Below are 19,866 nucleotides of genomic sequence, written 5' to 3'. Positions count from 1 at the left end.
CATGATCAAATTTTCTGAATTTGATCTCCCGCGGCGCTTGCGCCATATGGGCCGCTATGAAAGTTGAAACTCTGATCATCGGCGCAGGTGCTGCAGGCATGATGTGCGCGGCCCACGCAGGGCCCGGCGTGCTCGTTGTCGATCATGCTAAAGCGGCCGGTGAAAAGATCCGGATCTCGGGCGGCGGACGGTGCAATTTCACGAACCTCTACGCCAGCCCGCAGAACTTCATCAGTCAGAACAAACACTTCTGCAAATCCGCCCTCGGGCGCTATACGCAGTGGGATTTCATTGCGCTGGTCGATCAGTACCGGATCGCATGGCATGAAAAAACGCTGGGCCAGCTTTTCTGCGACAATAGCGCCAAAGACATTATCGCCATGCTCCGTGCCGAAATGGACAAGGCCGGTGCGCAGCTTTGGTTGCAAACCGCTGTGAGCGAGATCAGCCACGACGGCAGCGCCTTTCGCGCGACCCTGACCCGTGAGGGACGCAGCCAAACGGTGACCGCGCGCAACCTGGTCGTGGCCTGTGGCGGCAAATCCATCCCGAAGATGGGCGCGACGGGGATGGGCTATCAAATCGCCACGCAATTCGGCCTGCCCGTGATCGACCCGCGTCCGGGGCTGGTGCCGCTGACTTTCTCGGATGAAAAATTCAAACCGCTTGCAGGTGTCGCAACCCATGCGCGCGTATCGGCCAATGACGCCAGCTTTGACGAAGCGATCCTCTTCACCCACCGCGGCCTTTCGGGGCCTGCGGTATTGCAAGCCTCATCCTATTGGCACGAGGGCGAGGCAATTTGCGTGAACCTGAACCCAAAAGGTGATCTTTTGGCCGCCCTGCAAAGCCAGCGTCAAAGCGACGGGCGCAAGGCACTGACCACTGTACTGGCGCAACACCTGCCTGCCCGACTTGTGGATCACCTCAAGGCAGAGTTGCCGCTTGACGGCAATATCGCCGATCAGAGCGATGCAAAGCTGACCGCACTTTGTGACAGATTGGCCGACTGGACCCTGACGCCTGCCGGATCAGAGGGTTACCGCACGGCAGAGGTGACTTTGGGCGGCGTTGATACAGACGCGCTGTCGTCCAAAACCATGGCCGCAAAATCAGTGCCAGGACTTTATTTTATCGGTGAATGCGTGGATGTCACCGGCTGGCTGGGCGGCTATAATTTCCAGTGGGCATGGTCCTCGGGGTGGGCGGCTGGGCAAGCCATTGCCAACCCGTAAGGTGGATTTCAATCCACCTTACCCCACCGCTTCTGTCACACAGCGGATGAAATCCTCGCCGCGCCGCTCAAAACTGTCATACTGATCAAACGATGCCGCCGCAGGCGCCAAGAGTACGACCTCCCCGGCCGCGGCATCCGCCGCGGCCTGCGCCACAGCCGTGGCCATCGTGCCGCAAACCTCGACATCAGCGCCGGTCAACTGGCGGGCAAAGCCTTCTGCCTCGCGCCCGATGACATAGGCTTTGCTGACGTGGTCCAGATATGGCAGCAGACCGTCAAGCCCGCCCTCTTTCTGCAAACCACCGCAAATCCAGCGGATCTTCGGGAAAGCCGCCAGCGCCTTGGCGGCACTGTCCACATTCGTCGCTTTGCTGTCATTGACAAAAGTGACGCCATCTTTCACGGCAACCACCTGACTGCGATGTGGCAATCCGGGATAGCTTTGCATCGCAGCTTCGATCCCCTTGGGCCCCAACCCCAAAGTCCGGCAGGCCGCATAGGCCGCACAGGCATTTTGATGGTTATGCGCGCCCGGCAATCCGGCAATCGCGCGCAAATCAATCGACCCGACCTGCCGCCCTTTGCGGTGCTCGGCCAAAAACCCCTTGCGCGCAAAAACGTTCCAGCCCTCACCCGTCAGCTTCTGGCCCGAGGAAATCCGGATCACGCGGTCATCCCCCGGACCTTCGCTCAGCTGATTGGCCATGTAGCGCCCTTCGACCTCATCCACTCCGATGATCGCGCGATCCGGTCCGCCTTCGGCAAATAGCCGACGCTTGGCGGCAAAATAGCCACCCGGCCCGCCGTGCCGGTCAAGGTGATCGGGGCTGAGATTCGTGAAAACCGCGACATCCGGCGTCAGGCTGCGCGCTAGATCGGTCTGGTATGAGGAGAGTTCCAGCACCACCACTTCGCCGTCATGCGCCGGTTCGATATCGAGAACACCGCGCCCGATATTGCCTGCGAGTTGCGCGGGACGGCCGTTTTCGACCAGAATATGGTGGATCAACGCCGAAGTCGTGGACTTCCCGTTCGACCCCGTCACGGCAATCACGCGCGGCATCGTATCGAACTCTTCCCATTCCGCGGTCGCAAAGGAGCGGAAAAACAGGCCAATGTCGTTATCTACCGGCACGTCTGCGTCCCAAGCGGCCGCGATCACAGGGTTTGGCGTTGGGTAAAGATGCGGAATACCGGGGCTGACAACCAGCAAAGACACGCCTTCAAACGCACGCGGCTTGGTCAGGTCACGCAGATCAAAACCGGCTTGCTCTGCCGCATCGCGGGCCACAGCGCTGTCATCCCAAACAACAGGATGTGCACCGCCCGCTTGCAAAGCCGCCGCTGTGGCGCGCCCCGACCGGCCAAGCCCCAAGACGGCAACGGTTTGGCCCGCATATCCCTGAACAGGTATCATTACCGTACCTTCAGCGTCGCAAGGCCAATCATCGCAAGGATCAGCGAGATGATCCAGAACCGGATCACGATCTGCGGCTCGGCCCAGCCTTTCTTCTCATAGTGATGGTGGATCGGAGCCATCAGGAACACGCGCTTCCCGGTGCGCTTGAAATAGAGCACCTGAATAATAACCGAGAGCGCCTCGACCACAAAAAGCCCGCCAACAATCGCGAGCACGATCTCGTGCTTGGTGGCCACGGCAATCGCACCCAGCGCACCGCCCAAGGCAAGCGAGCCTGTATCGCCCATAAAGACCGCAGCGGGTGGCGCATTGTACCACAAAAAGCCCAGACCGCCCCCGATCAGGCCCATGGTAAAGATCAGGATTTCGCCGGTTTGCGGCACATAATGCACGTCCAGATATTCGGTAAAATCGGTGCGCCCGACAGCATAGGCAATCACGCCAAATGTGCCTGCAGCGATCATCACCGGCATGATAGCAAGCCCGTCCAGCCCGTCGGTGAGGTTCACCGCATTGGCCGCCCCGACAATCACCACAATCGCGAAGGGAATGAAGAGAATGCCAAGATTGATCAGCGTATCTTTGAAAATCGGCAGTGCCAGCTGATTGGTCAGATCATCGGGATGATAGGCCGCCGCCCAATATCCCGCGATGCCTGCGATCAAAATTCCCAGCAAAATCCGTACCTTGCCTGATACCCCCGAGGTGTTCTGCTTGGAGACCTTTGCATAGTCGTCCGCAAAACCGATGGCCGCAAAGGACAGCGTCACAAAAAGGACCATCCAGACAAAGGGATTATCCAGCCGCGCCCAAAGCAGGGTCGAAAATGTCAATGCACCCACGATCAGCAAACCACCCATCGTTGGTGTGCCTGCTTTGGCAAAATGTCCTTCGGGGCCGTCATCGCGGATCGGTTGGCCCTTGCCCTGTTTGCGCCGCAGCACGTTGATCAGCGGAGGCCCAAAGATAAACCCGAAGACCAGCGCCGTCATGAACGCGCCACCTGCGCGGAACGTGATATAGCGGAACAGGTTGAAAAAGTCGCCGCCGTCCGAAAGTGCCGTGAGCCAATAGAGCATTTTGATACCTTAATCTTGTTACAGGCGGCGATGCCCCAGTTTTCGTATGGCGTCAACAATCAGGCTGACTTTGCTACCCTTTGAGCCTTTGACCAGCACAACATCGCCGGCATCCACCAGTTGCGACGCTTGCGGTACAAGCTCTGCCGCCGTTTCGGCCCAGCGGCCCCGTTGGGCTTCTGGCAACGCGTCCCAGAGGTTGCGCATCAAGGGACCCGCGCAATGGATCAGGTCAAGCGACTTCAGGTGTTCGTTTTGCGCCATGTCGCGGTGCATTGCGACCTCGGCTGCGCCCAGCTCCAGCATATCACCCAAGATCGCGACACGCCGGCCCTTGATAATCCGTCCGACGTTATCGGCGGGTGTGGACGCCGCGAGCACCTCAAGTGACGCGGCAAGCGATGTCGGGTTCGCGTTGAAAGCATCATCGAGCAACTCGAGGCTTTCGCCGTCATTGGCCATATCTGTGACAATGATTTCGCGCGTGCCCCGTCCGGCAGGCGGCACCCAAGCGGCGATATCAAGTGACGCCGCCACCGGATCGGCCCCGAGCGCCTCTGCCGCAGCAAGCACCCCCACGGCGTTCATCGCAAAGTGACGGCCCGGGACGGAGAGCTTGAACAGATAATCCACGCCATCGCCCACAGCGGTGATGACCGTGACATCGCCTGCGATGCGCACGTCTTTGACCACCCAGTCGGGGGCAGTCTCGCCAAAAAGGACCTGCGTGGCCCCCAATGCTTTGGCACGGTCCTGCAAAATCTGGCTGGTCTCGATATCGCCGTTCAGGATGGCAATACCACCCGTCTCCAGCCCGTCCATGATACAGGCTTTTTCCTCAGCAATTCCTGCAAGGCTTTCAAATGATGCCAGATGTGCCGCGGCCACTGTCGTCACCATCGCCACATGCGGACGCGCCATTTGCGACAGCGGCGTGATCTCGCCGGGGTTGCTCATCCCGATTTCGATCACGGCAAAGTCGGTATCGGCGGGCATCCGCGCCAACGTCAGAGGCACACCCCAGTGGTTGTTGTATGAGGCCTCTGCCGCGTGGCATTTGCCTTGGCGCGCCAGCACAGCGCGCAACATCTCTTTGGTCGATGTCTTGCCGACAGAGCCGGTGATCGCGACGACTTTCGCAGCCGTGCGCGCACGGGCGGCGCGACCCAGTGCGCCGAGTGCATCCAGGACATCCGGCACGATCATAAGCGGCGCGTCGGCGGCCACACCCTCGGGGACATGCGTCACCAAAGCGGCAGCAGCGCCTTTTTCCAACGCTTGCGCGACGAAATCGTGACCATCGCGCACATCAGCCAGCGCCACGAAAAGATCGCCCTTTTGCAAGGTTCGCGTGTCAATCGAAACGCCTGTCGCTTGCCATGGTTGGGTGACGTGCCCACCCGTCGCCGCAGCCGCCTCGGCTGAGGTCCAGAGCGGGGTCATACCCAACCCTCCAACGCAGCGACAGCCACGCTCGCCTGTTCCACGTCATCAAATGGCAGGACGGTGTCCCCCACGGTCTGACCTGTTTCGTGGCCCTTGCCCGCGATCAACAAGGCATCCCCTGCCCCCAGCATATCTATGCCGCGCAAAATTGCTTCGGCGCGGTCGCCTACTTCGCTGATGCTTTGCGTGCCACCTGCGTTCAGCGCACCCGCCATCACGGCTGACCTGATTGCAGCGGGGTCCTCAGAGCGCGGGTTGTCATCGGTCACGATCACCGTATCCGCATTGCGTGCCGCAGCCGCCCCCATCAAAGGCCGCTTGCCCACATCGCGGTCACCACCCGCGCCGACAATGACAACGATCCGCCCCAACACATGCGGGCGCATCGCCTTCAGGGCGGTTTCAATCGCGTCAGGGGTATGGGCATAATCCACAAATACCGCAGCGCCGCTTTCGCGTGTCGCAGCAAGCTCCATCCTGCCCCGTACCGTCGTAAGGTACTGCAAGGTATCGAACACATCCGCCGCGTCTGCACCTGCTGCAATGACCAAGGCGGCAGCCAGCAAGACATTGTCGGCCTGAAACCCGCCAAGCAGGTCAAGCCGTGTCTGGCGCGCGCGCCCTTGCCATTCAAAAAGCAGGTCCTGCCCTGTTGCATCAAAGCGCTGTCCGGTCAGGCGCAAGCGTGCATCAGGGTGGCGGCCGACGCCGATCACCTCTTGGCCGCGGGCGGTGCAGATTGCTGCAACTTCCGGCCCTTTAGGATCGTCCAGATTGATGACTGCGACGCCATCCTCGGACAGGACACGGCGAAACAGACCCATCTTGGCGTCGAAGTAGGCCTCAAAGGTTTCATGATAATCAAGGTGGTCCTGACTGAAGTTCGAAAACCCCGCCGCCGCCAAAATCACGCCATCCAGCCTGCGCTGATCCAACCCGTGCGATGAAGCCTCCATCGCGACATGGGTGATACCGTTTTGTGCCGCCTCGGCCAGCACACGGTGCAGCGTGATCGGTTCCGGCGTGGTGTGTTTGAGCGGGTGGTTCCACGCGCCCTCTACGCCAGTCGTGCCAAGGTTCACACCAGGCAAATCCAGTTCTTCCCAGATTTGGCGGCAAAACGTCGTGACAGATGTTTTGCCATTGGTGCCGGTGACGGCCACGACTGTGGCAGAATGCGCGCCGAACCAAAGCGACGCTGCTTGCGCGAGCGTTGCACGCGGATCTTGCGCCACGATCAGTGCAGCATCGCTACCAGCCAGCTCTTTGGCGGCAATCTCGGCACCTTTCGCATCGGTCAAAATAGCGGCGGCCTTCATGCGCAATGCGTATTGGATAAATTCGCCGCCGTGTACACGGGCACCGGGCAGCGCGGCAAAGAGATACCCCGGCTTCACCTCGCGGCTATCCACGGTCAGCCCCGTGATCTGCGCCTCAGCGCCACCGCGTGCTGTCAGCCCAAGTTCCGCCAGTGATTTCATTGCCCGCCCTCGATCAGTTTGAGGTCAGTGTTACACCGACCGGCTGAGGCCTGTCTACTTGTGGTCGCAGCCCCAAAAGAGGCGCTGTCCGCCGGATCATTTCGGCTGCAATCGGCACGGCAGTCCAACCCGCAGTGCGGCGCGGCTCGGCGCCTGAATTCTCTGATGGCTCGTCCAGCGTGACGACCAGAACGTACTGCGGATCATTGGCAGGGAACACAGATGCAAAAGTCGAGATGACCTTATCATCATAGTATCCGCCACCTGCGGCGCGCGGCTTATCTGCAGTTCCCGTTTTGCCACCGACAGCATAGCCCTCGACCTCTGCGAAAGAGGCCGTTCCGCGCTCAACCACCTGCCGTAGCATGCTGCGCGACGCCGCACTCACAGCCTCGGACACGACCCGCGGGCCTTGCTCTGTAGTGGTCCGGCGCAGCAGAGTTGGCGTGACGCGCGTTCCGCCATTCAAGAGCGAGGCATAGCCCGCCGCCAGATGGACCGGCGACGTGGACAGACCGTGACCATAAGAAATCGTCATTGTCGAAATCTCGGACCAATTTGGTGGCAGCAAGGGGCGCCCGGTTGGCGCCTCAACCATTTCCAATGGCGTCGGTTCCAGAAATCCGAGCGAACCCAGAAACGCACGCTGACGTTCGGCGCCAATCTGCATCGCGATCCGTGCCGTCCCGATGTTTGAACTTTCGACAATCACGTCCGTGGTGCTGAGCTCCGGGCCGTAATCATGGAAGTCACGAATGCGGAACCGGCCCCATGTCAGCGGACCTTGGGTGTCGATCATGGTATTGGCGTTGACAAGGCCAAGCTCCATCGCCTGTGCGGTCGTGAATATCTTGAAGACCGAACCAAGCTCATAAACGCCTTGCACCGCGCGGTTAAACAGGGGGCTATCCGACTGGTCGCCTGTCGTCAGGACACGCGGGCGGTTGTTGGGGTCAAAGTCGGGCAGTGAGACCATCGAAATGATCTCGCCGGTGTGGATATCCATCAGAACCGAGGCAGCCCCTTTGGCATTCATGATCGACATGCCACCGGCCAACACCTGCTCGGCTGCGGCCTGAACGGTCAGATCAAGCGACAACTGCAGTGGCGCGCCTTCATTCGCGGGATCACGCAAATAGCTGTCGAACTGGCGTTCAACCCCGGCCACACCGATGACTTCAGCGCTGGCGACACCTTCGCGGCCATAGCTGGCACCGCCCAGAATATGCGACGCAACAGGACCGTTGGGGTATAGCCGCATTTCGCGCGGCCCAAAAAGCAGAGCGGGCGAGCCGATATCATGCACAGCCTGCATCTGCTCGGGGCTAATCTGACGCCGTATCCACAGGAAACGGCGGTCGCCCTGGAAATCCTTCAAAAGCTCTGCTTCATCCAGCTCGGGGAAAATCTGCGCAAGCTGTTTGGCCGCATTGGCCGGATCAAGCATGTCGCGCGGATGCGCATAAAGTGAATGCGTTTGCAAGTTGGTCGCCAGAATACGTCCGTTGCGATCAACAATATCAGAGCGCTGCCCGATAATCGGGTTGCCAACGGCCGAGGCCCGCGGCTCTTCCGGCACAGATGATGCCAAGGTGCCCATGCGCATGCCAATGACACCAAAGGCACAGAAAAACGCAAGCCCCAGCACCAGCAGACGCCCTTCAGCACGGTGGCGTTGCTTGTCGGCCATTGCCTCGTGCCGGCGGGCACGGTTTTCGGCTTCGATCGCGTCGGGGTTTTCACCCCGTGCGCGCGCTTTGAGGATACGGGCCAGCGGACGAAGGGGAATGCGGCTCACAGATCGTTCTCCATCGCTTTGAGTTGATCATACGACAGTTCGATCGGGTTTGTGATCGGCAAGATGGGCGGCAGTGGATAGATGATTTGATCGACCGCGCCGAAAGCGTCTGGCATCAGTGGCAAAAGGCCCAAGCGATCGAAATTCAGGTCCGCAAGATCGGCCAGACGATCAGGGCGGTTCAGATAGGCCCATTCGGCACGCAACATGCTGATCCGTTCATGTGCCGCGCCGATTTCCCCATGTAGACCACGCACCTCGGCGATCGCCGCCTGGGTTTTGTAATTCTCCTGATAGGCCCAAAACGCGAGCCCCATGACGGCCAAAGCAGTCAGAACATAAAACAAACCACGCACTTATCTGCCCCCTTTCTTCTTTTTCATCGGCATACCCAAGTCAGCGGGATCAATCGCTTCGGCTGGTGCATCGGTGCGGATGGCGACCCGCAACTTGGCGGAACGCGACCTTGGATTTTCGGCCAGTTCCTGTTCATCCGGCCCGATCGCCTTGCGCTTTTCAATCCGCCATGCAGGCGTCACCTGTTCTATCTCTGGCGCATAGCGGTTCGCATTGGCCGTGTTGCCGGACCGCGCCTGCAAGAACCGTTTGACCATCCGGTCCTCGACGGAATGGAAGGTCACGACAGCCAGTTGACCACCAGGTTTCAAGGCGCGTTCAGCGGCCATCAGCCCTTCCGCCAACTCGCCGTATTCGTTGTTCACCGCAATGCGCAGGGCCTGAAAAGTGCGCGTCGCGGGATGCGATTGGCCGGGTTTGGCGCGCGGCAGGCAGCCTTCAACGATTTTGGCCAGTTGCAGGGTCGTTGTCAGCGGACGCGCCGCGACAATCGCCTTGGCGATCCGCCGCGATGCACGTTCTTCGCCGTAGAGATAGATGATGTCGGCCAATTCGGCCTCATCCGCGCCATTGCACAGATCAGCCGCAGAGGGGCCGTCCTGCGACATCCGCATATCGAGCGGCCCATCGCGCATGAAAGAAAAGCCGCGCTCTGCCAGATCAAGCTGCATGGAACTGACCCCGAGATCGAGCACAACACCATCGAGATCAGCGCCATATTCGTCCAGTTTCGAAAAGACACCCGCGACTGTTTCAATCCGGTCGCCATAGTCGGCGATCCAGTCCGCAGCCATCTCAAAGGCCAAAGGATCACGGTCTACGCCAATGACCTTATCCGCCCCCGCCGCCAGAAGTGCGCGCGTATAGCCACCGTTTCCAAACGTGCCATCCAGCCAGACCCCGGAAACGGGCGAGACCGCTGCAATGAGCGGTCTGATCAGTACGGGGATATGTGGTGATTTTTCAGCGGCAGCAGACATGGGTCATTCATCCAAGAGGATGAGCGGGTCAAAATCTTCCCCCTGCTCGTCCAGCCAGTCAGTGACAGTCTCGCTTACTTTCCCAAAGACATCCGCTTTCCAAATCTCGAAATAGTCACCGAGACCCACGAAGGTCAGTTCGCCATCGGTCAGGCCCAGCTTTTCGCGCTGCTTGAGCGGCATGACGGTGCGCCCGTCTTTATCAATGTCGAGCTTGATCGACTGGCCCAAAACCAGAAGGGACAATTTGTGCTTGCGCGCAGACCCGCGCGGCAAGGCTTTGATCTGGGCGGCCAGCGCGTTGAATTCCTCAACGGTGTAGCCCTGCAAATTATTTTTCAGGTGGTCGCCGTAAAGCAGATACATGCGCGGGAAAAGACCAGGGGTCCATTCAGGATCGCCAGCTTCAAGCACACGGCGGAAATCAGCAGGGATCGACATGCGCCCCTTTCCGTCCACCTTTTGGGTGTGTGTGCCTGTAAAACTCAGAACCACTGTACCCTGCGCCCTCAATAACCCCCGAAATTTGCCTTAGATGTGAAAACGGCGGATTGATCTGCTGCCACTGATCAATCCGCCGCCTCGTCCCTTGAAGGGAAGTCCGACTGCGCGTGCCACCTGGGGGGATGTCTGCTCGCTCACGCGCCGGATCTAGTTTCGGTAATGGCGAAGCCTGTATGAAACCTGCTTTTGCCGGTTGGGGTTCTTAAGATGCCCCTTTGAAGTCGTGTTCGTCATTACCGTGAAACAGTTGTGGCACCAGTTGCCGCTTCGATCAACAGTTTTTTGGGATTTTATGGTACTACATGGTGTTTCAGGGCTACACCGCGAACAACATCTAGAAGAAATTGAGCAGATAGATCATATTTGTGGGAAAACTTTGTGGATATGGCACAATATGTAGTGCGAAAAAATGATTTCGACGATGAGCTGTAAAACGGCACTTTTTTCAGATACGACCGGTAGCCACCGCTGTTGAAGACGGGCGAGACGTTCACTTTACCCGCGTTGTCTGCCGAATCTCAACAAAATCCGATTCGTATCAGAACCGGATTCCATGAAATCCCGAAGTGAATCTAAAAAGAGAGAGCCGGACCCGCTTGCTGGCGGTCTGACGCGGTTTTCATCGCCGCCGCGCTAATCACTCAGGCGTTTATGCATGACATAGGCGTCAACAAAGCCCTGTGCCGGATGCGCAAACGCATCGGGGATCGTACCAACCGTGGTAAAACCCAACCGATGCCACAGCTGGACAGCGCCGGTATTGCTGGCAAGGACAAAATTGAATTGCATCGCAAGGTAGCCCAGCGCGCGGGCCGCGTTCTGGCTGTGCACGCACATCTGCGCGGCCAGTCCCTGCCCGCGCGCGGCGGGTGCCACGATGTAGCCGCAGTTGCAGATATGCGCGCCGCCGCCAGCCTGGTTTGTCTTGATATAGTAGGTGCCGATGATCCCCCGCGCGTCCTCGGCCACGTAACAGGCCACACCACCCGTCCAATAGCGCAGCGCGTCCGCCTTGCTGATTGCGGGATCGACGGCATAGGTATCGCCGGCACGGAACACATCACGCAGCAGCGGCCAGATGGCATCAAAATCCGCAGGCTGCACCTTGCGGATCATCAGGCCATGCCACCTGTGATAAAGCGGCGCGCCAAGGCGCGGTAGGCATCGGCCATCGGCCCATCGCCCGCCGCAATCGGCGTGCCACCATCCCCCGCAAGACGCGTATCAAGATCAATCGGCAAAGAGCCCAGAAACGGAACTCCGATCTTGTCAGCCTCGGCCGCAACGCCACCATGACCGAATATCTGCGATTCATGCCCGCAGTTCGGGCAGTGGAAAGTCGACATGTTCTCGATCAGCCCCAGAACAGGTGTGCCTAGGTTGTTGAACATATCAAGCGCCTTACGTGCATCAATCAACGCCACATCCTGCGGCGTACTAACGACGATCGCACCGGTCAGCTCTGTTTTCTGGCAAAGCGTTAACTGTACATCACCTGTCCCGGGCGGCAGATCGACGATCAGCACGTCAAGTTCACCCCATTGGACCTGCCCGAGCATCTGCTGCAATGCCCCCATCAACATTGGTCCACGCCAGACAACGGCTTTGCCTTCTTCCATCATCAGACCGATGGACATCATGGTCACACCATGCGCCTGCAAGGGAATGATGGTTTTGCCATCGGGGCTGCCGGGGCGTTTGTTCACGCCCATCATGCGGGGCTGAGAAGGTCCATAGATATCCGCATCCAGCAGGCCCACCCGACGCCCCTCGCGCGCAAGTGCAACCGCAAGATTGGAAGACACGGTTGATTTACCGACCCCGCCCTTGCCTGAACCAATCGCCAGAATGCGATCAACACCGGACACCTTTGCGGGCCCGGCCTGCGGCGTCGGGTGGCGCCCGACCTTCAGCGAAGGCGGCGCGGCGGGTTTTGGTGCCGGACCATGCGCCGTGAGAACGGCTGAGGCCGTCTCTACCCCCGGCAGGCGGCGCACGATATCCTCGGCTGCGCGGCGGATCCCATCCATTTTGGCGGCCTCGGCCGGATCGGTCGTCTCAATCACGAAACGCACCGCACCACCCTCAATCGTCAAGGCACGGATCATGTCGCGCGACACGAGATCCTCGCCACCGGGCAAAGTGAGTCGGGACAGAGCGCCTAAAATTTCATCGCGTGTGACAGCCATTGCAGGACCCTTGTTTCGTTTGTGTTCAAATTCGCGCCAACCTTTGGCAGGTTTATGTAGGAGCGCAAGGCCTCGGGCGCCGATGCCCAATTTTGTGACAGTTTCTTAACAATAGGTCAGGAATGCTTATGCATTTACCGCATAGCTGCATTGCAGAATGATCTATTGTGCAACTGCAGCATCATCATACATCTTGGTCACAACACAGCGGCACAGACCGCAACGCAATAGACAATGAGTAGTAAAATGACCGTTCGTACCGAAACATTCTTCGCTGGCACTTCTCTGGGTGAGCGCATTGCGTCATTCCGCGCAGAGCTCGCCGTAAAAGCTGCAAAGCGCCGCGTTTATAACCAGACGCTGAGCGAACTGCAGAGCTTGTCGTCACGTGACCTTAACGATTTGGGCATGTCGCGCAGCATGATCAAGTCCGTCGCCTATGAAGCGGCATACGGAAAGTAATTCACGAATTCAGATCTGCTACCTCCTCCCTTTAGGCAGATCTGGACCAAGGCCCATCGCTTCACCTCCTCCCGAGGCTTTGGGTCAGCAATAAGGTGGCGGCATCCACCTCCTCCCGGGTGCCGCCGCTTTATAACACCAGTTTCGGAACCGCCCATCCTCCTCCCGGGTGGAACCGATGATACCGCAGGCCGCGCTCACCTCCTCCCGAGCAACGCCAGCGAGGACGCGCCTTGCTTCTTCTCCTCCCGAGACGCAAGGAGGCGCTGATAAATAAAGACGGTCATGTCCACCTCCTCCCGGGCATGGCCGTTTTTTTATGGCAAGCAAGCAATTCAGCTATCGGTCTTGAACAGCTTCCAGATTTCTTCTGACAAAAATCCGTCCGTGAAGACCGGTTTAACATGGTACCCTGCTGTCTTCGCATAGGGGACTGCGATGCGGACAACGAAACCGCCGCCCGAAACCGACGTCACGATCCGACGCCCTGGCGGCGGGCCATTGGTGTGCAATTCGACACCAAAGAAACTCTTTCTTCCGGTCCCCAACAGCGCGTAAATTTCGGACCATGCAATTGTCTGACGCACGAAGCGGGTCTTGCCATTTTGCATCTCGCAAAACGTGATCCCAGTCACGTCAAACGTCACTTCCGCCACGCGCATCGGCAAGAAACGCCAAGCCAGCCACGACAACATCACAAGCATGAACGTGGCCCCCATCAAGGCCCTGACGACCGGATCACCTGGACGCCAACCCGTGAAGTACACCGTGAAACACAAGAGCATTGCCGGAAACGCCGCCATCAAAAGAAAGACTGCGGCCGTAACAACGGCAGGGCCTTTCCTGCCTGAGCGGATGGTCCTTGGTTCCAGAACTGGCAAAACGCTACCCTCTTACATCCTTCGGCGAGCCCATGACCATATAACTCGTGATCGACCGCACATGCGGTACAGTGCCCAGCGTTTCCGTGTGAAACGCCTTATACGCTGGCAAATCGGCCACTTCGACGCGCAGCATGTATTCGAACGCCCCAGCTACATTATGACACTCTGTGACTTCGTCAGCGTATGCCATCGCCTGCTCGAAACCGGTTTGCGCCGCTTTGGTATGCTCGGATAGCCCCACCGCGACGTAAACCACATAGGCCCGCCCCGTCAGCACCGGATCAAGACGCGCGCGGTAGCCTTTGATCACGCCGCTGCGTTCCAGTTCCTGCACCCGCCGCAGGCAGGCCGATGGCGACAGGCCGACCTCGTCTGCCAATTGCAGATTGCTGATGCGGCCGTCGCGCGATAAAGCTCGCAATATTCTGTCGTTCATTTGATCAATCTTCGCCATAGGTTGCACATTTACGGCAATACACCGCATCTTGGCAATTTCATTGTGCCCGTTGACGCGTATTATTGCGCAATGACATACGAAATCCTTATCGCGCTCGTCGGCTTTGCCTTTGCAAGTTCGGTCACACCCGGCCCCAATAACCTGATGCTCATGGCCTCGGGTGCAAATTACGGTTTACGGCGCACTGTCCCGCATATGCTGGGGATATCAATTGGCCATGCGTTTATGGTTGCAATGGTTGGTATTGTCTTGCTCCAGATCTTTACCACCTACCCTGTCCTGAACATCGTCCTGAAGGTCCTCAGCGCTGCCTATATGTTATGGCTGGCTTGGAAAATCGCCAATGCTGTCCCGCCCGAGGCAAAGGAAGTTACCGGCAAACCGTTTACATTCCTGCAGGCCGCAGCTTTTCAATGGGTCAACCCCAAAGCGTGGTTCATGGCAATCACCGCAATCAGCGCCTACGCACCCCAAGATCGGGGCGTCATCCTCGGCTCGGTGATGGTCGCGCTGATCTTTTCTGCTGTAAATCTGCCTTCAGTCACGATCTGGGCGTGGATGGGGGTGCAGGTGCGCCGCTGGCTTGGCTCTGCGCGGCGGCTCCGCGTGTTCAATATAACAATGGCGGTGCTTCTGGTGGTCTCGCTTTACCCTATGCTGCGACCCTGAGCCCGCCCGCTTGTTTGATAAAATCCACCACAGCCTCAACGCCTTTGCCGTGTCGCAGCGCGCAAAACACGAACGGGCCATCACCGCGCATGCGTTTGCTGTCGCGTTCCATCACGTCAAGTGAGGCACCCACATGGGGGGCAAGATCGGTCTTATTGATCACCAAAAGGTCGGAGCGTGTAATCGCAGGTCCGCCTTTGCGCGGAATTTCCTCGCCTGCGGCAACATCAATGACATAGATCGTCAGATCGGCCAGTTCGGGGCTGAACGTGGCAGAGAGATTGTCACCCCCGCTTTCGATCAACACCAGATCAAGCACGGCGTGGCGCTTTTGCATCTCGGCCACAGCCGCCAGATTGATCGAGGCATCCTCGCGGATTGCCGTATGCGGGCAACCGCCTGTTTCCACACCGATCACACGGTCTTGCGGCAGAATTTGCATCCGCATCAGGGCTTCGGCGTCTTCTTGGGTATAGATATCATTTGTGATCACCCCGATCGAATAGGCGGGGTGCAGTGCGCGGGCGAGTGCGGCTGTCAATGTCGTCTTGCCCGCACCCACGGGGCCACCGATCCCGACCCGCAGCGGACCGTTCATTCTGGTCATGTGCGAAATATCCTTGGTTGTTGAACTTCATGCCGCATGGCGGCGATATCGGACAGAAAGGCGGTGCTTTGCAGATCATCACAAGCCAGGCTGGCTGTCGATTGCGCCACCTCTTCGCAGAGCGGGGCAAGGGCCGAGAGCACCGCCTGCCCTTCTGTCTGGCCCAGCGGCATCAGACGTTGCGCGGCGGCAATCAGATTGCTGGCCACCGCTTGCAGGTACATCGCCGCCGTCAATTCCGGATCAATCCGCAGCTTGGCAGCTGCGGCCCCGACGGCCACGGGATAAAGGTAAGCGACCGCGTCACCCCCCCAAATCGCCGCTGAAGTTTTGCAAAATGCGGCCCCTTGCTGGGCTTGTTCCAACTGCCGTTCGCGCGACGCGGCAAACGCACGCGCCAATGCGTCAACACCGCCCAGCGCTGCATCATCTTCGGCGGCGTAAGCCGCGCGTAACAGGATACAATCATTGCGCCCACTACCGTTGGCAATCACATCCTCCAGCCATTCCGCAAGGTCGGCCCCCGAGGCAACCCACCCCGCCCGCACCGCCGCCTCTAGCCCGTGCGAATAGGCAAAGGCCCCCACAGGAAAGGCAGGCGACAACCATTGCGCCAAGGTCAGAATATCGCGGTTAGTGGTCATGGGCCGTGGCAACGTGTTCGTGCGAATGGGTCCGCCCGTGACCGTATGCGCCACCTTCGGGCGTAAAGGCCGCCGTCACAGGTGTGACCGTTGCACCGACATGTTCCAGCATATGTCCGATCACCGGATCAGCGAGGATCAACAGATGATCGCCAGCAATCTGGCAGGGCGTATGGCGGTTGCCCACATGCCACGCGACGCGCACAAGGTCCGGTGCAGTCACACGGTAGAGCGCCTCTTCTGCCGCACGGATTTCAACCAAGCGCCCGTCATCAAGTTCCAGAGCATCCCCATGATTAAGTGATGTGGTCTGCGCGAGATCAATCAAAAAAGGTTCATTCTCTGTCGTTGTCAACCGCTTGCGGCGCAAGAATCTGGCTGCATAATCCAGTTCGCAAACTGCGACCCCACCGGACCATTGCCCGGCACGGTGAATAGTTTGCCCGATGGGTATCTGTTGCATGGCGTCCCTCAGAACATGAAATAGCGTTGCGCCATCGGAAGGCTTTGCGCAGGTTCACAGGTCAGCAATTCACCATCGGCGCGCACCTCATAGGTTTCAGGATGCACTTCGATTTTCGGCAAGGCCGTGTTCAGCACCATATCCGCCTTACTGATGTTGCGCGTGTTCTTGATCGCCACGGTTTGCTTGGCCAAACCAAGATTGTCACGCAATCCCGCCGTCTCGGCCGCACCCGAAATAAAGGTTACGGATGTGTTGCGCAGCGCGCTGCCGTAAGCGCCGAACATGGCCCGCGTATAAACAGGCTGCGGTGTGGGAATCGAGGCATTGGGATCACCCATCTGCGCCACAACGATCATACCGCCCATCAACACCATCTCGGGCTTGACCCCGAAAAACGCAGGCGACCACAGCACCAGATCGGCGCGTTTACCGACACTGATATCACCAATGGCATGGCTTACACCTTGGGCGATTGCAGGGTTGATCGTGTATTTCGCAATATAGCGGCGCACACGCATGTTGTCGTTTTCACCTGTTTCATCAGCCAGACGCCCGCGTTGTTTCTTCATCTTATCGGCAGTCTGCCAAGTACGGATAACCACCTCGCCCACGCGGCCCATGGCCTGACTGTCCGAGGCGATAATCGAGAACGCACCGATATCATGCAAAATATCCTCGGCGGCAATCGTTTCGCGACGGATACGGCTTTCGGCAAAGGCGATATCCTCGGGGATGGATTTGTCCAGATGGTGACAGACCATCAGCATGTCGAGATGCTCTTCCAGCGTATTGACGGTGAAAGGCCGTGTCGGGTTGGTTGAGGACGGCAGCACATTGGCATCACCACAAATCTTGATGATATCAGGGGCATGGCCGCCACCTGCGCCCTCAGTATGGAAGGCATGGATCGTGCGGCCTTTGATCGCGCCGACGGTGTGCTCCACAAAGCCGGATTCATTCAGCGTATCGGTATGGATCATGACCTGCACATCCATGTCATCGGCCACCGACAGACAGCAATCAATTGCGGCAGGTGTTGTGCCCCAATCCTCGTGGAGTTTCAGCGCACAGGCGCCACCTTTGACCATTTCGACCAAAGCCTCGGGTTGGCTGGCGTTGCCTTTGCCCGACAGGCCGATATTCATCGCAATACCATCAAAGCTTTGCAGCATCCGCCCGATATGCCACGGACCGGGGGTGCAGGTCGTCGCCAATGTGCCATGCGCTGGCCCCGTACCGCCACCAAAGCAGGTGGTGACACCGGAATGCAGCGAGTCTTCCATCTGCTGCGGGCAGATAAAATGGATATGGCTGTCCATGCCGCCTGCGGTCAGGATACGGCCCTCACCAGCAATGACCTCGGTCCCAGGGCCGACGATAATGTCGACACCGGGCTGGGTATCAGGGTTGCCTGCCTTGCCGATGGCGTGGATCAAACCGTCTTTGAGCGCAACATCAGCCTTGTAGATGCCGGAGTGATCGACGATCAGCGCGTTGGTTATGACGGTATCAACTGCACCACCGGCACGCGTGACCTGTGATTGGCCCATACCATCGCGGATCACCTTGCCGCCGCCGAATTTCACCTCTTCGCCATAGGTGGTCAGGTCGCGCTCAACCTCGATCACCAGATCGGTATCGGCAAGGCGCAGCTTGTCGCCCGTGGTCGGTCCGTACATTGCGGCGTAATGCGCGCGGGAAATCTCAACAGGCATTACAGGTCCCCCATGATTTGTTGGTTAAAGCCGAAAATGCGGCGCGCGCCACTGATCGGGATCAGCTGCACCTCGCGGCGCTGGCCCGGTTCAAACCGCACCGCCGTGCCGGATGCGATATCAAGACGCATACCGCGGGCCGCAGCACGATCAAAATCGAGCGCAGGGTTGGTTTCGGCAAAATGGTAATGGCTACCGACCTGCACCGGCCTGTCACCTGTGTTGGCCACCATCAGGGTGATTGCGGCCGCGCCTGCGTTCAAAACAAGATTGCCGTCAGCGGGAAAGAGTTCTCCGGGGATCATATGCGCCTACCTGATTGGGTTGTGAACTGTGACAAGTTTTGTGCCGTCGGGAAACGTGGCCTCGACCTGCACTTCGTGGATCATCTCGGCGATGCCCTCCATGCACTGCTCTTTGCTGACAACTCGCCCGCCCGCCTCCATCATATCAGCGACAGAGCGGCCATCGCGTGCGCCCTCCACCACCGCATCGGTGATCAGGGCAATCGCCTCGGGATGGTTGAGTTTCACGCCGCGCGCCAGCCGCTTGCGCGCCACCTCGGCGGCCATGGCGATCAGCAATTTGTCTTTTTCGCGGGGGGTCAGTTGCATGGCTCAAAGCCTCCATGAAATGGGCAGGGAATTATTTGTCAGATGGCTGAGGATCGGCATCAGATCACGCCGCAACACAAAGCTGTCTTCGGCCAGCTGGCGTATGACCAGCACATCATCGGCCAGCAGGCTGGCGCCTGCGGTGGGCGGCAGCATGGCACGCAGCGTATCCAGTTGTGCGGCCGCATCAGAGCGGACCAAAACAAGGCTCGCCATCGCACGTGCACCATCCGCAATCGCCCGGCGGGCAACATGGGCGGCGGCGTCGCCAGAAAAATCTATGCCGTCAATATAGATCGGCGCACCATCACGATGAATGCGAATGCGATCCTGAAAATGAATCTGGCGTAGTGTTTCTTTCATCGCCGCACGGCCCAGCACGATGGGTTCAACCATCAGCAGGCTCGCATTGCCGTGCAGGTCGATCTGCAACTGACGGCGCAGAGCGCAATGATCAAAGAGGATTAATTCCTGAGGGAGCCAGTGAAGCGTCGCGTCTGCGTCGACCGTCAAGGCGGTTTCAACGCGGCCAATTTCGCTGACTTGCGCGCGATAGGCCCGCTCGGCGGCCTGTGTTGTCAGTGTCAGCGCACCGCCGGCCTTGACCGTCGCGGCTAGTGTATAGTGATCGCCCCCCGTGATCCCGCCTGCGGTATTCACAAGGATTGCTTCTAAGCTGTCATTGAAATTGCGCGGAAAAACCAGTTTGGACGATCCCGCATGGCGCAGATCAACAAGCCCCGTTCGCCCAGTCACATCCCCTGCCACAGTCAAAAACGCACTGCCCCGCGCACGCGGTTGCACTGCTTGCGCGTCTTGCGGCGTGATATGGACGGGACGGTTAATCTGATGCTCCG

22 protein-coding genes are annotated in these 19,866 nt (G+C 58.8%); 3 read left to right on the top strand and 19 right to left on the bottom strand.

Annotated features, from left to right (window positions below; all coding sequences use genetic code 11):
- Positions 1–56: 56 nt before the first annotated feature.
- Entirely contained in the window at positions 57–1,235 is a 1,179-nt protein-coding gene (locus tag B0B09_RS00830; protein WP_076657962.1) for a BaiN/RdsA family NAD(P)/FAD-dependent oxidoreductase, read from the top strand.
- Positions 1,236–1,253: 18 nt separating this feature from the next.
- On the opposite strand, the gene murD is transcribed toward B0B09_RS00830, so the two are convergent.
- The 10 genes from murD to B0B09_RS00780 form a co-directional block, all read right to left on the bottom strand.
- Positions 1,254–2,654, bottom strand: a complete 1,401-nt coding sequence (gene murD / locus B0B09_RS00825) for a UDP-N-acetylmuramoyl-L-alanine--D-glutamate ligase (RefSeq protein ID WP_076657961.1) — start codon at positions 2,652–2,654, stop codon at positions 1,254–1,256.
- Positions 2,654–3,736 (bottom strand): phospho-N-acetylmuramoyl-pentapeptide-transferase, encoded by a 1,083-nt coding sequence (mraY, locus tag B0B09_RS00820; RefSeq protein WP_055292041.1) that lies wholly within the window; start codon positions 3,734–3,736, stop codon positions 2,654–2,656. Before mraY ends, murD begins: the two co-directional genes overlap by 1 nt.
- Before the next feature lie 18 nt (positions 3,737–3,754).
- Positions 3,755–5,179: a UDP-N-acetylmuramoyl-tripeptide--D-alanyl-D-alanine ligase gene (locus B0B09_RS00815; protein WP_076657960.1), complete on the bottom strand. Its 1,425-nt coding sequence runs from the start codon at positions 5,177–5,179 to the stop codon at positions 3,755–3,757.
- Positions 5,176–6,663: a UDP-N-acetylmuramoyl-L-alanyl-D-glutamate--2,6-diaminopimelate ligase gene (locus B0B09_RS00810; protein WP_076657959.1), complete on the bottom strand. Its 1,488-nt coding sequence runs from the start codon at positions 6,661–6,663 to the stop codon at positions 5,176–5,178. The genes B0B09_RS00815 and B0B09_RS00810 overlap by 4 nt, the downstream gene beginning before the upstream one ends.
- 13 nt (positions 6,664–6,676) lie before the next feature.
- Entirely contained in the window at positions 6,677–8,461 is a 1,785-nt protein-coding gene (locus B0B09_RS00805; protein WP_076657958.1) for a peptidoglycan D,D-transpeptidase FtsI family protein, read from the bottom strand.
- Complete coding sequence (ftsL, locus tag B0B09_RS00800) at positions 8,458–8,817, bottom strand: cell division protein FtsL (RefSeq protein ID WP_055292033.1); 360 nt, start codon at positions 8,815–8,817, stop codon at positions 8,458–8,460. Before ftsL ends, B0B09_RS00805 begins: the two co-directional genes overlap by 4 nt.
- Positions 8,818–9,798, bottom strand: a complete 981-nt coding sequence (rsmH, locus tag B0B09_RS00795) for a 16S rRNA (cytosine(1402)-N(4))-methyltransferase RsmH (RefSeq protein WP_076657957.1) — start codon at positions 9,796–9,798, stop codon at positions 8,818–8,820. It lies immediately after the preceding gene.
- Between the two features lie 3 nt (positions 9,799–9,801).
- Positions 9,802–10,293, bottom strand: coding sequence for a division/cell wall cluster transcriptional repressor MraZ (locus B0B09_RS00790; RefSeq protein WP_076657956.1), 492 nt, complete (start codon positions 10,291–10,293; stop codon positions 9,802–9,804).
- A gap of 642 nt (positions 10,294–10,935) precedes the next feature.
- A complete protein-coding gene (locus B0B09_RS00785; RefSeq protein ID WP_076657955.1) occupies positions 10,936–11,418 on the bottom strand; it encodes a GNAT family N-acetyltransferase in 483 nt (160 codons plus the stop codon).
- Entirely contained in the window at positions 11,418–12,491 is a 1,074-nt protein-coding gene (locus B0B09_RS00780) for an Mrp/NBP35 family ATP-binding protein (RefSeq protein WP_076657954.1), read from the bottom strand. Before B0B09_RS00780 ends, B0B09_RS00785 begins: the two co-directional genes overlap by 1 nt.
- A 246-nt stretch (positions 12,492–12,737) precedes the next feature.
- Here B0B09_RS00780 and B0B09_RS00775 point away from each other — a divergent pair, with 246 nt between their 5' ends.
- Positions 12,738–12,953 (top strand): DUF1127 domain-containing protein, encoded by a 216-nt coding sequence (locus tag B0B09_RS00775; protein WP_076657953.1) that lies wholly within the window; start codon positions 12,738–12,740, stop codon positions 12,951–12,953.
- Between the two features lie 335 nt (positions 12,954–13,288).
- Here the strand turns inward: B0B09_RS00775 and B0B09_RS00770 are convergent, their stop codons facing one another.
- Positions 13,289–13,756: a hypothetical protein gene (locus tag B0B09_RS00770; protein ID WP_076657952.1), complete on the bottom strand. Its 468-nt coding sequence runs from the start codon at positions 13,754–13,756 to the stop codon at positions 13,289–13,291.
- Between the two features lie 82 nt (positions 13,757–13,838).
- Positions 13,839–14,291 carry an Lrp/AsnC family transcriptional regulator gene (locus B0B09_RS00765; RefSeq protein WP_076657951.1) on the bottom strand — a complete coding sequence of 151 codons (453 nt, stop codon included), beginning with the start codon at positions 14,289–14,291 and terminating at the stop codon, positions 13,839–13,841.
- 72 nt (positions 14,292–14,363) lie between these two features.
- Here B0B09_RS00765 and B0B09_RS00760 point away from each other — a divergent pair, with 72 nt between their 5' ends.
- Positions 14,364–14,963: a LysE family translocator gene (locus tag B0B09_RS00760; protein ID WP_076659715.1), complete on the top strand. Its 600-nt coding sequence runs from the start codon at positions 14,364–14,366 to the stop codon at positions 14,961–14,963.
- Here B0B09_RS00760 and ureG read toward each other — a convergent pair.
- The 7 genes from ureG to B0B09_RS00725 are packed head-to-tail and all read right to left on the bottom strand — an operon-like array spanning position 14,947 to position 19,765.
- A complete protein-coding gene (gene ureG / locus B0B09_RS00755; protein WP_076657950.1) occupies positions 14,947–15,570 on the bottom strand; it encodes an urease accessory protein UreG in 624 nt (207 codons plus the stop codon). The two genes, B0B09_RS00760 and ureG, sit on opposite strands and share 17 nt — an antisense overlap.
- Positions 15,567–16,214 carry an urease accessory protein UreF gene (locus B0B09_RS00750; protein WP_076657949.1) on the bottom strand — a complete coding sequence of 216 codons (648 nt, stop codon included), beginning with the start codon at positions 16,212–16,214 and terminating at the stop codon, positions 15,567–15,569. Before B0B09_RS00750 ends, ureG begins: the two co-directional genes overlap by 4 nt.
- Positions 16,204–16,677 (bottom strand): urease accessory protein UreE, encoded by a 474-nt coding sequence (locus tag B0B09_RS00745; RefSeq protein ID WP_076657948.1) that lies wholly within the window; start codon positions 16,675–16,677, stop codon positions 16,204–16,206. Before B0B09_RS00745 ends, B0B09_RS00750 begins: the two co-directional genes overlap by 11 nt.
- A gap of 8 nt (positions 16,678–16,685) precedes the next feature.
- Positions 16,686–18,395, bottom strand: coding sequence for an urease subunit alpha (gene ureC / locus B0B09_RS00740; protein ID WP_076657947.1), 1,710 nt, complete (start codon positions 18,393–18,395; stop codon positions 16,686–16,688).
- The gene (locus tag B0B09_RS00735) at positions 18,395–18,700 is read right to left on the bottom strand and encodes an urease subunit beta (RefSeq protein WP_055292009.1); all 306 of its coding nucleotides are present in this window, start codon (positions 18,698–18,700) and stop codon (positions 18,395–18,397) included. Before B0B09_RS00735 ends, ureC begins: the two co-directional genes overlap by 1 nt.
- A gap of 6 nt (positions 18,701–18,706) precedes the next feature.
- Complete coding sequence (locus B0B09_RS00730) at positions 18,707–19,009, bottom strand: urease subunit gamma (protein WP_076657946.1); 303 nt, start codon at positions 19,007–19,009, stop codon at positions 18,707–18,709.
- Positions 19,010–19,012: 3 nt separating this feature from the next.
- Positions 19,013–19,765, bottom strand: coding sequence for an urease accessory protein UreD (locus B0B09_RS00725; RefSeq protein ID WP_242654312.1), 753 nt, complete (start codon positions 19,763–19,765; stop codon positions 19,013–19,015).
- Positions 19,766–19,866 lie beyond the last annotated feature (101 nt).

It is taken from the genome of Yoonia rosea (genome assembly GCF_900156505.1).
GTDB classification, from domain to species: Bacteria; Pseudomonadota; Alphaproteobacteria; order Rhodobacterales; family Rhodobacteraceae; genus Yoonia; species Yoonia rosea.
The sequence above is the reverse complement of the archived record's forward strand: the minus strand, read 5'-3'. Positions and strand labels throughout refer to the sequence as shown.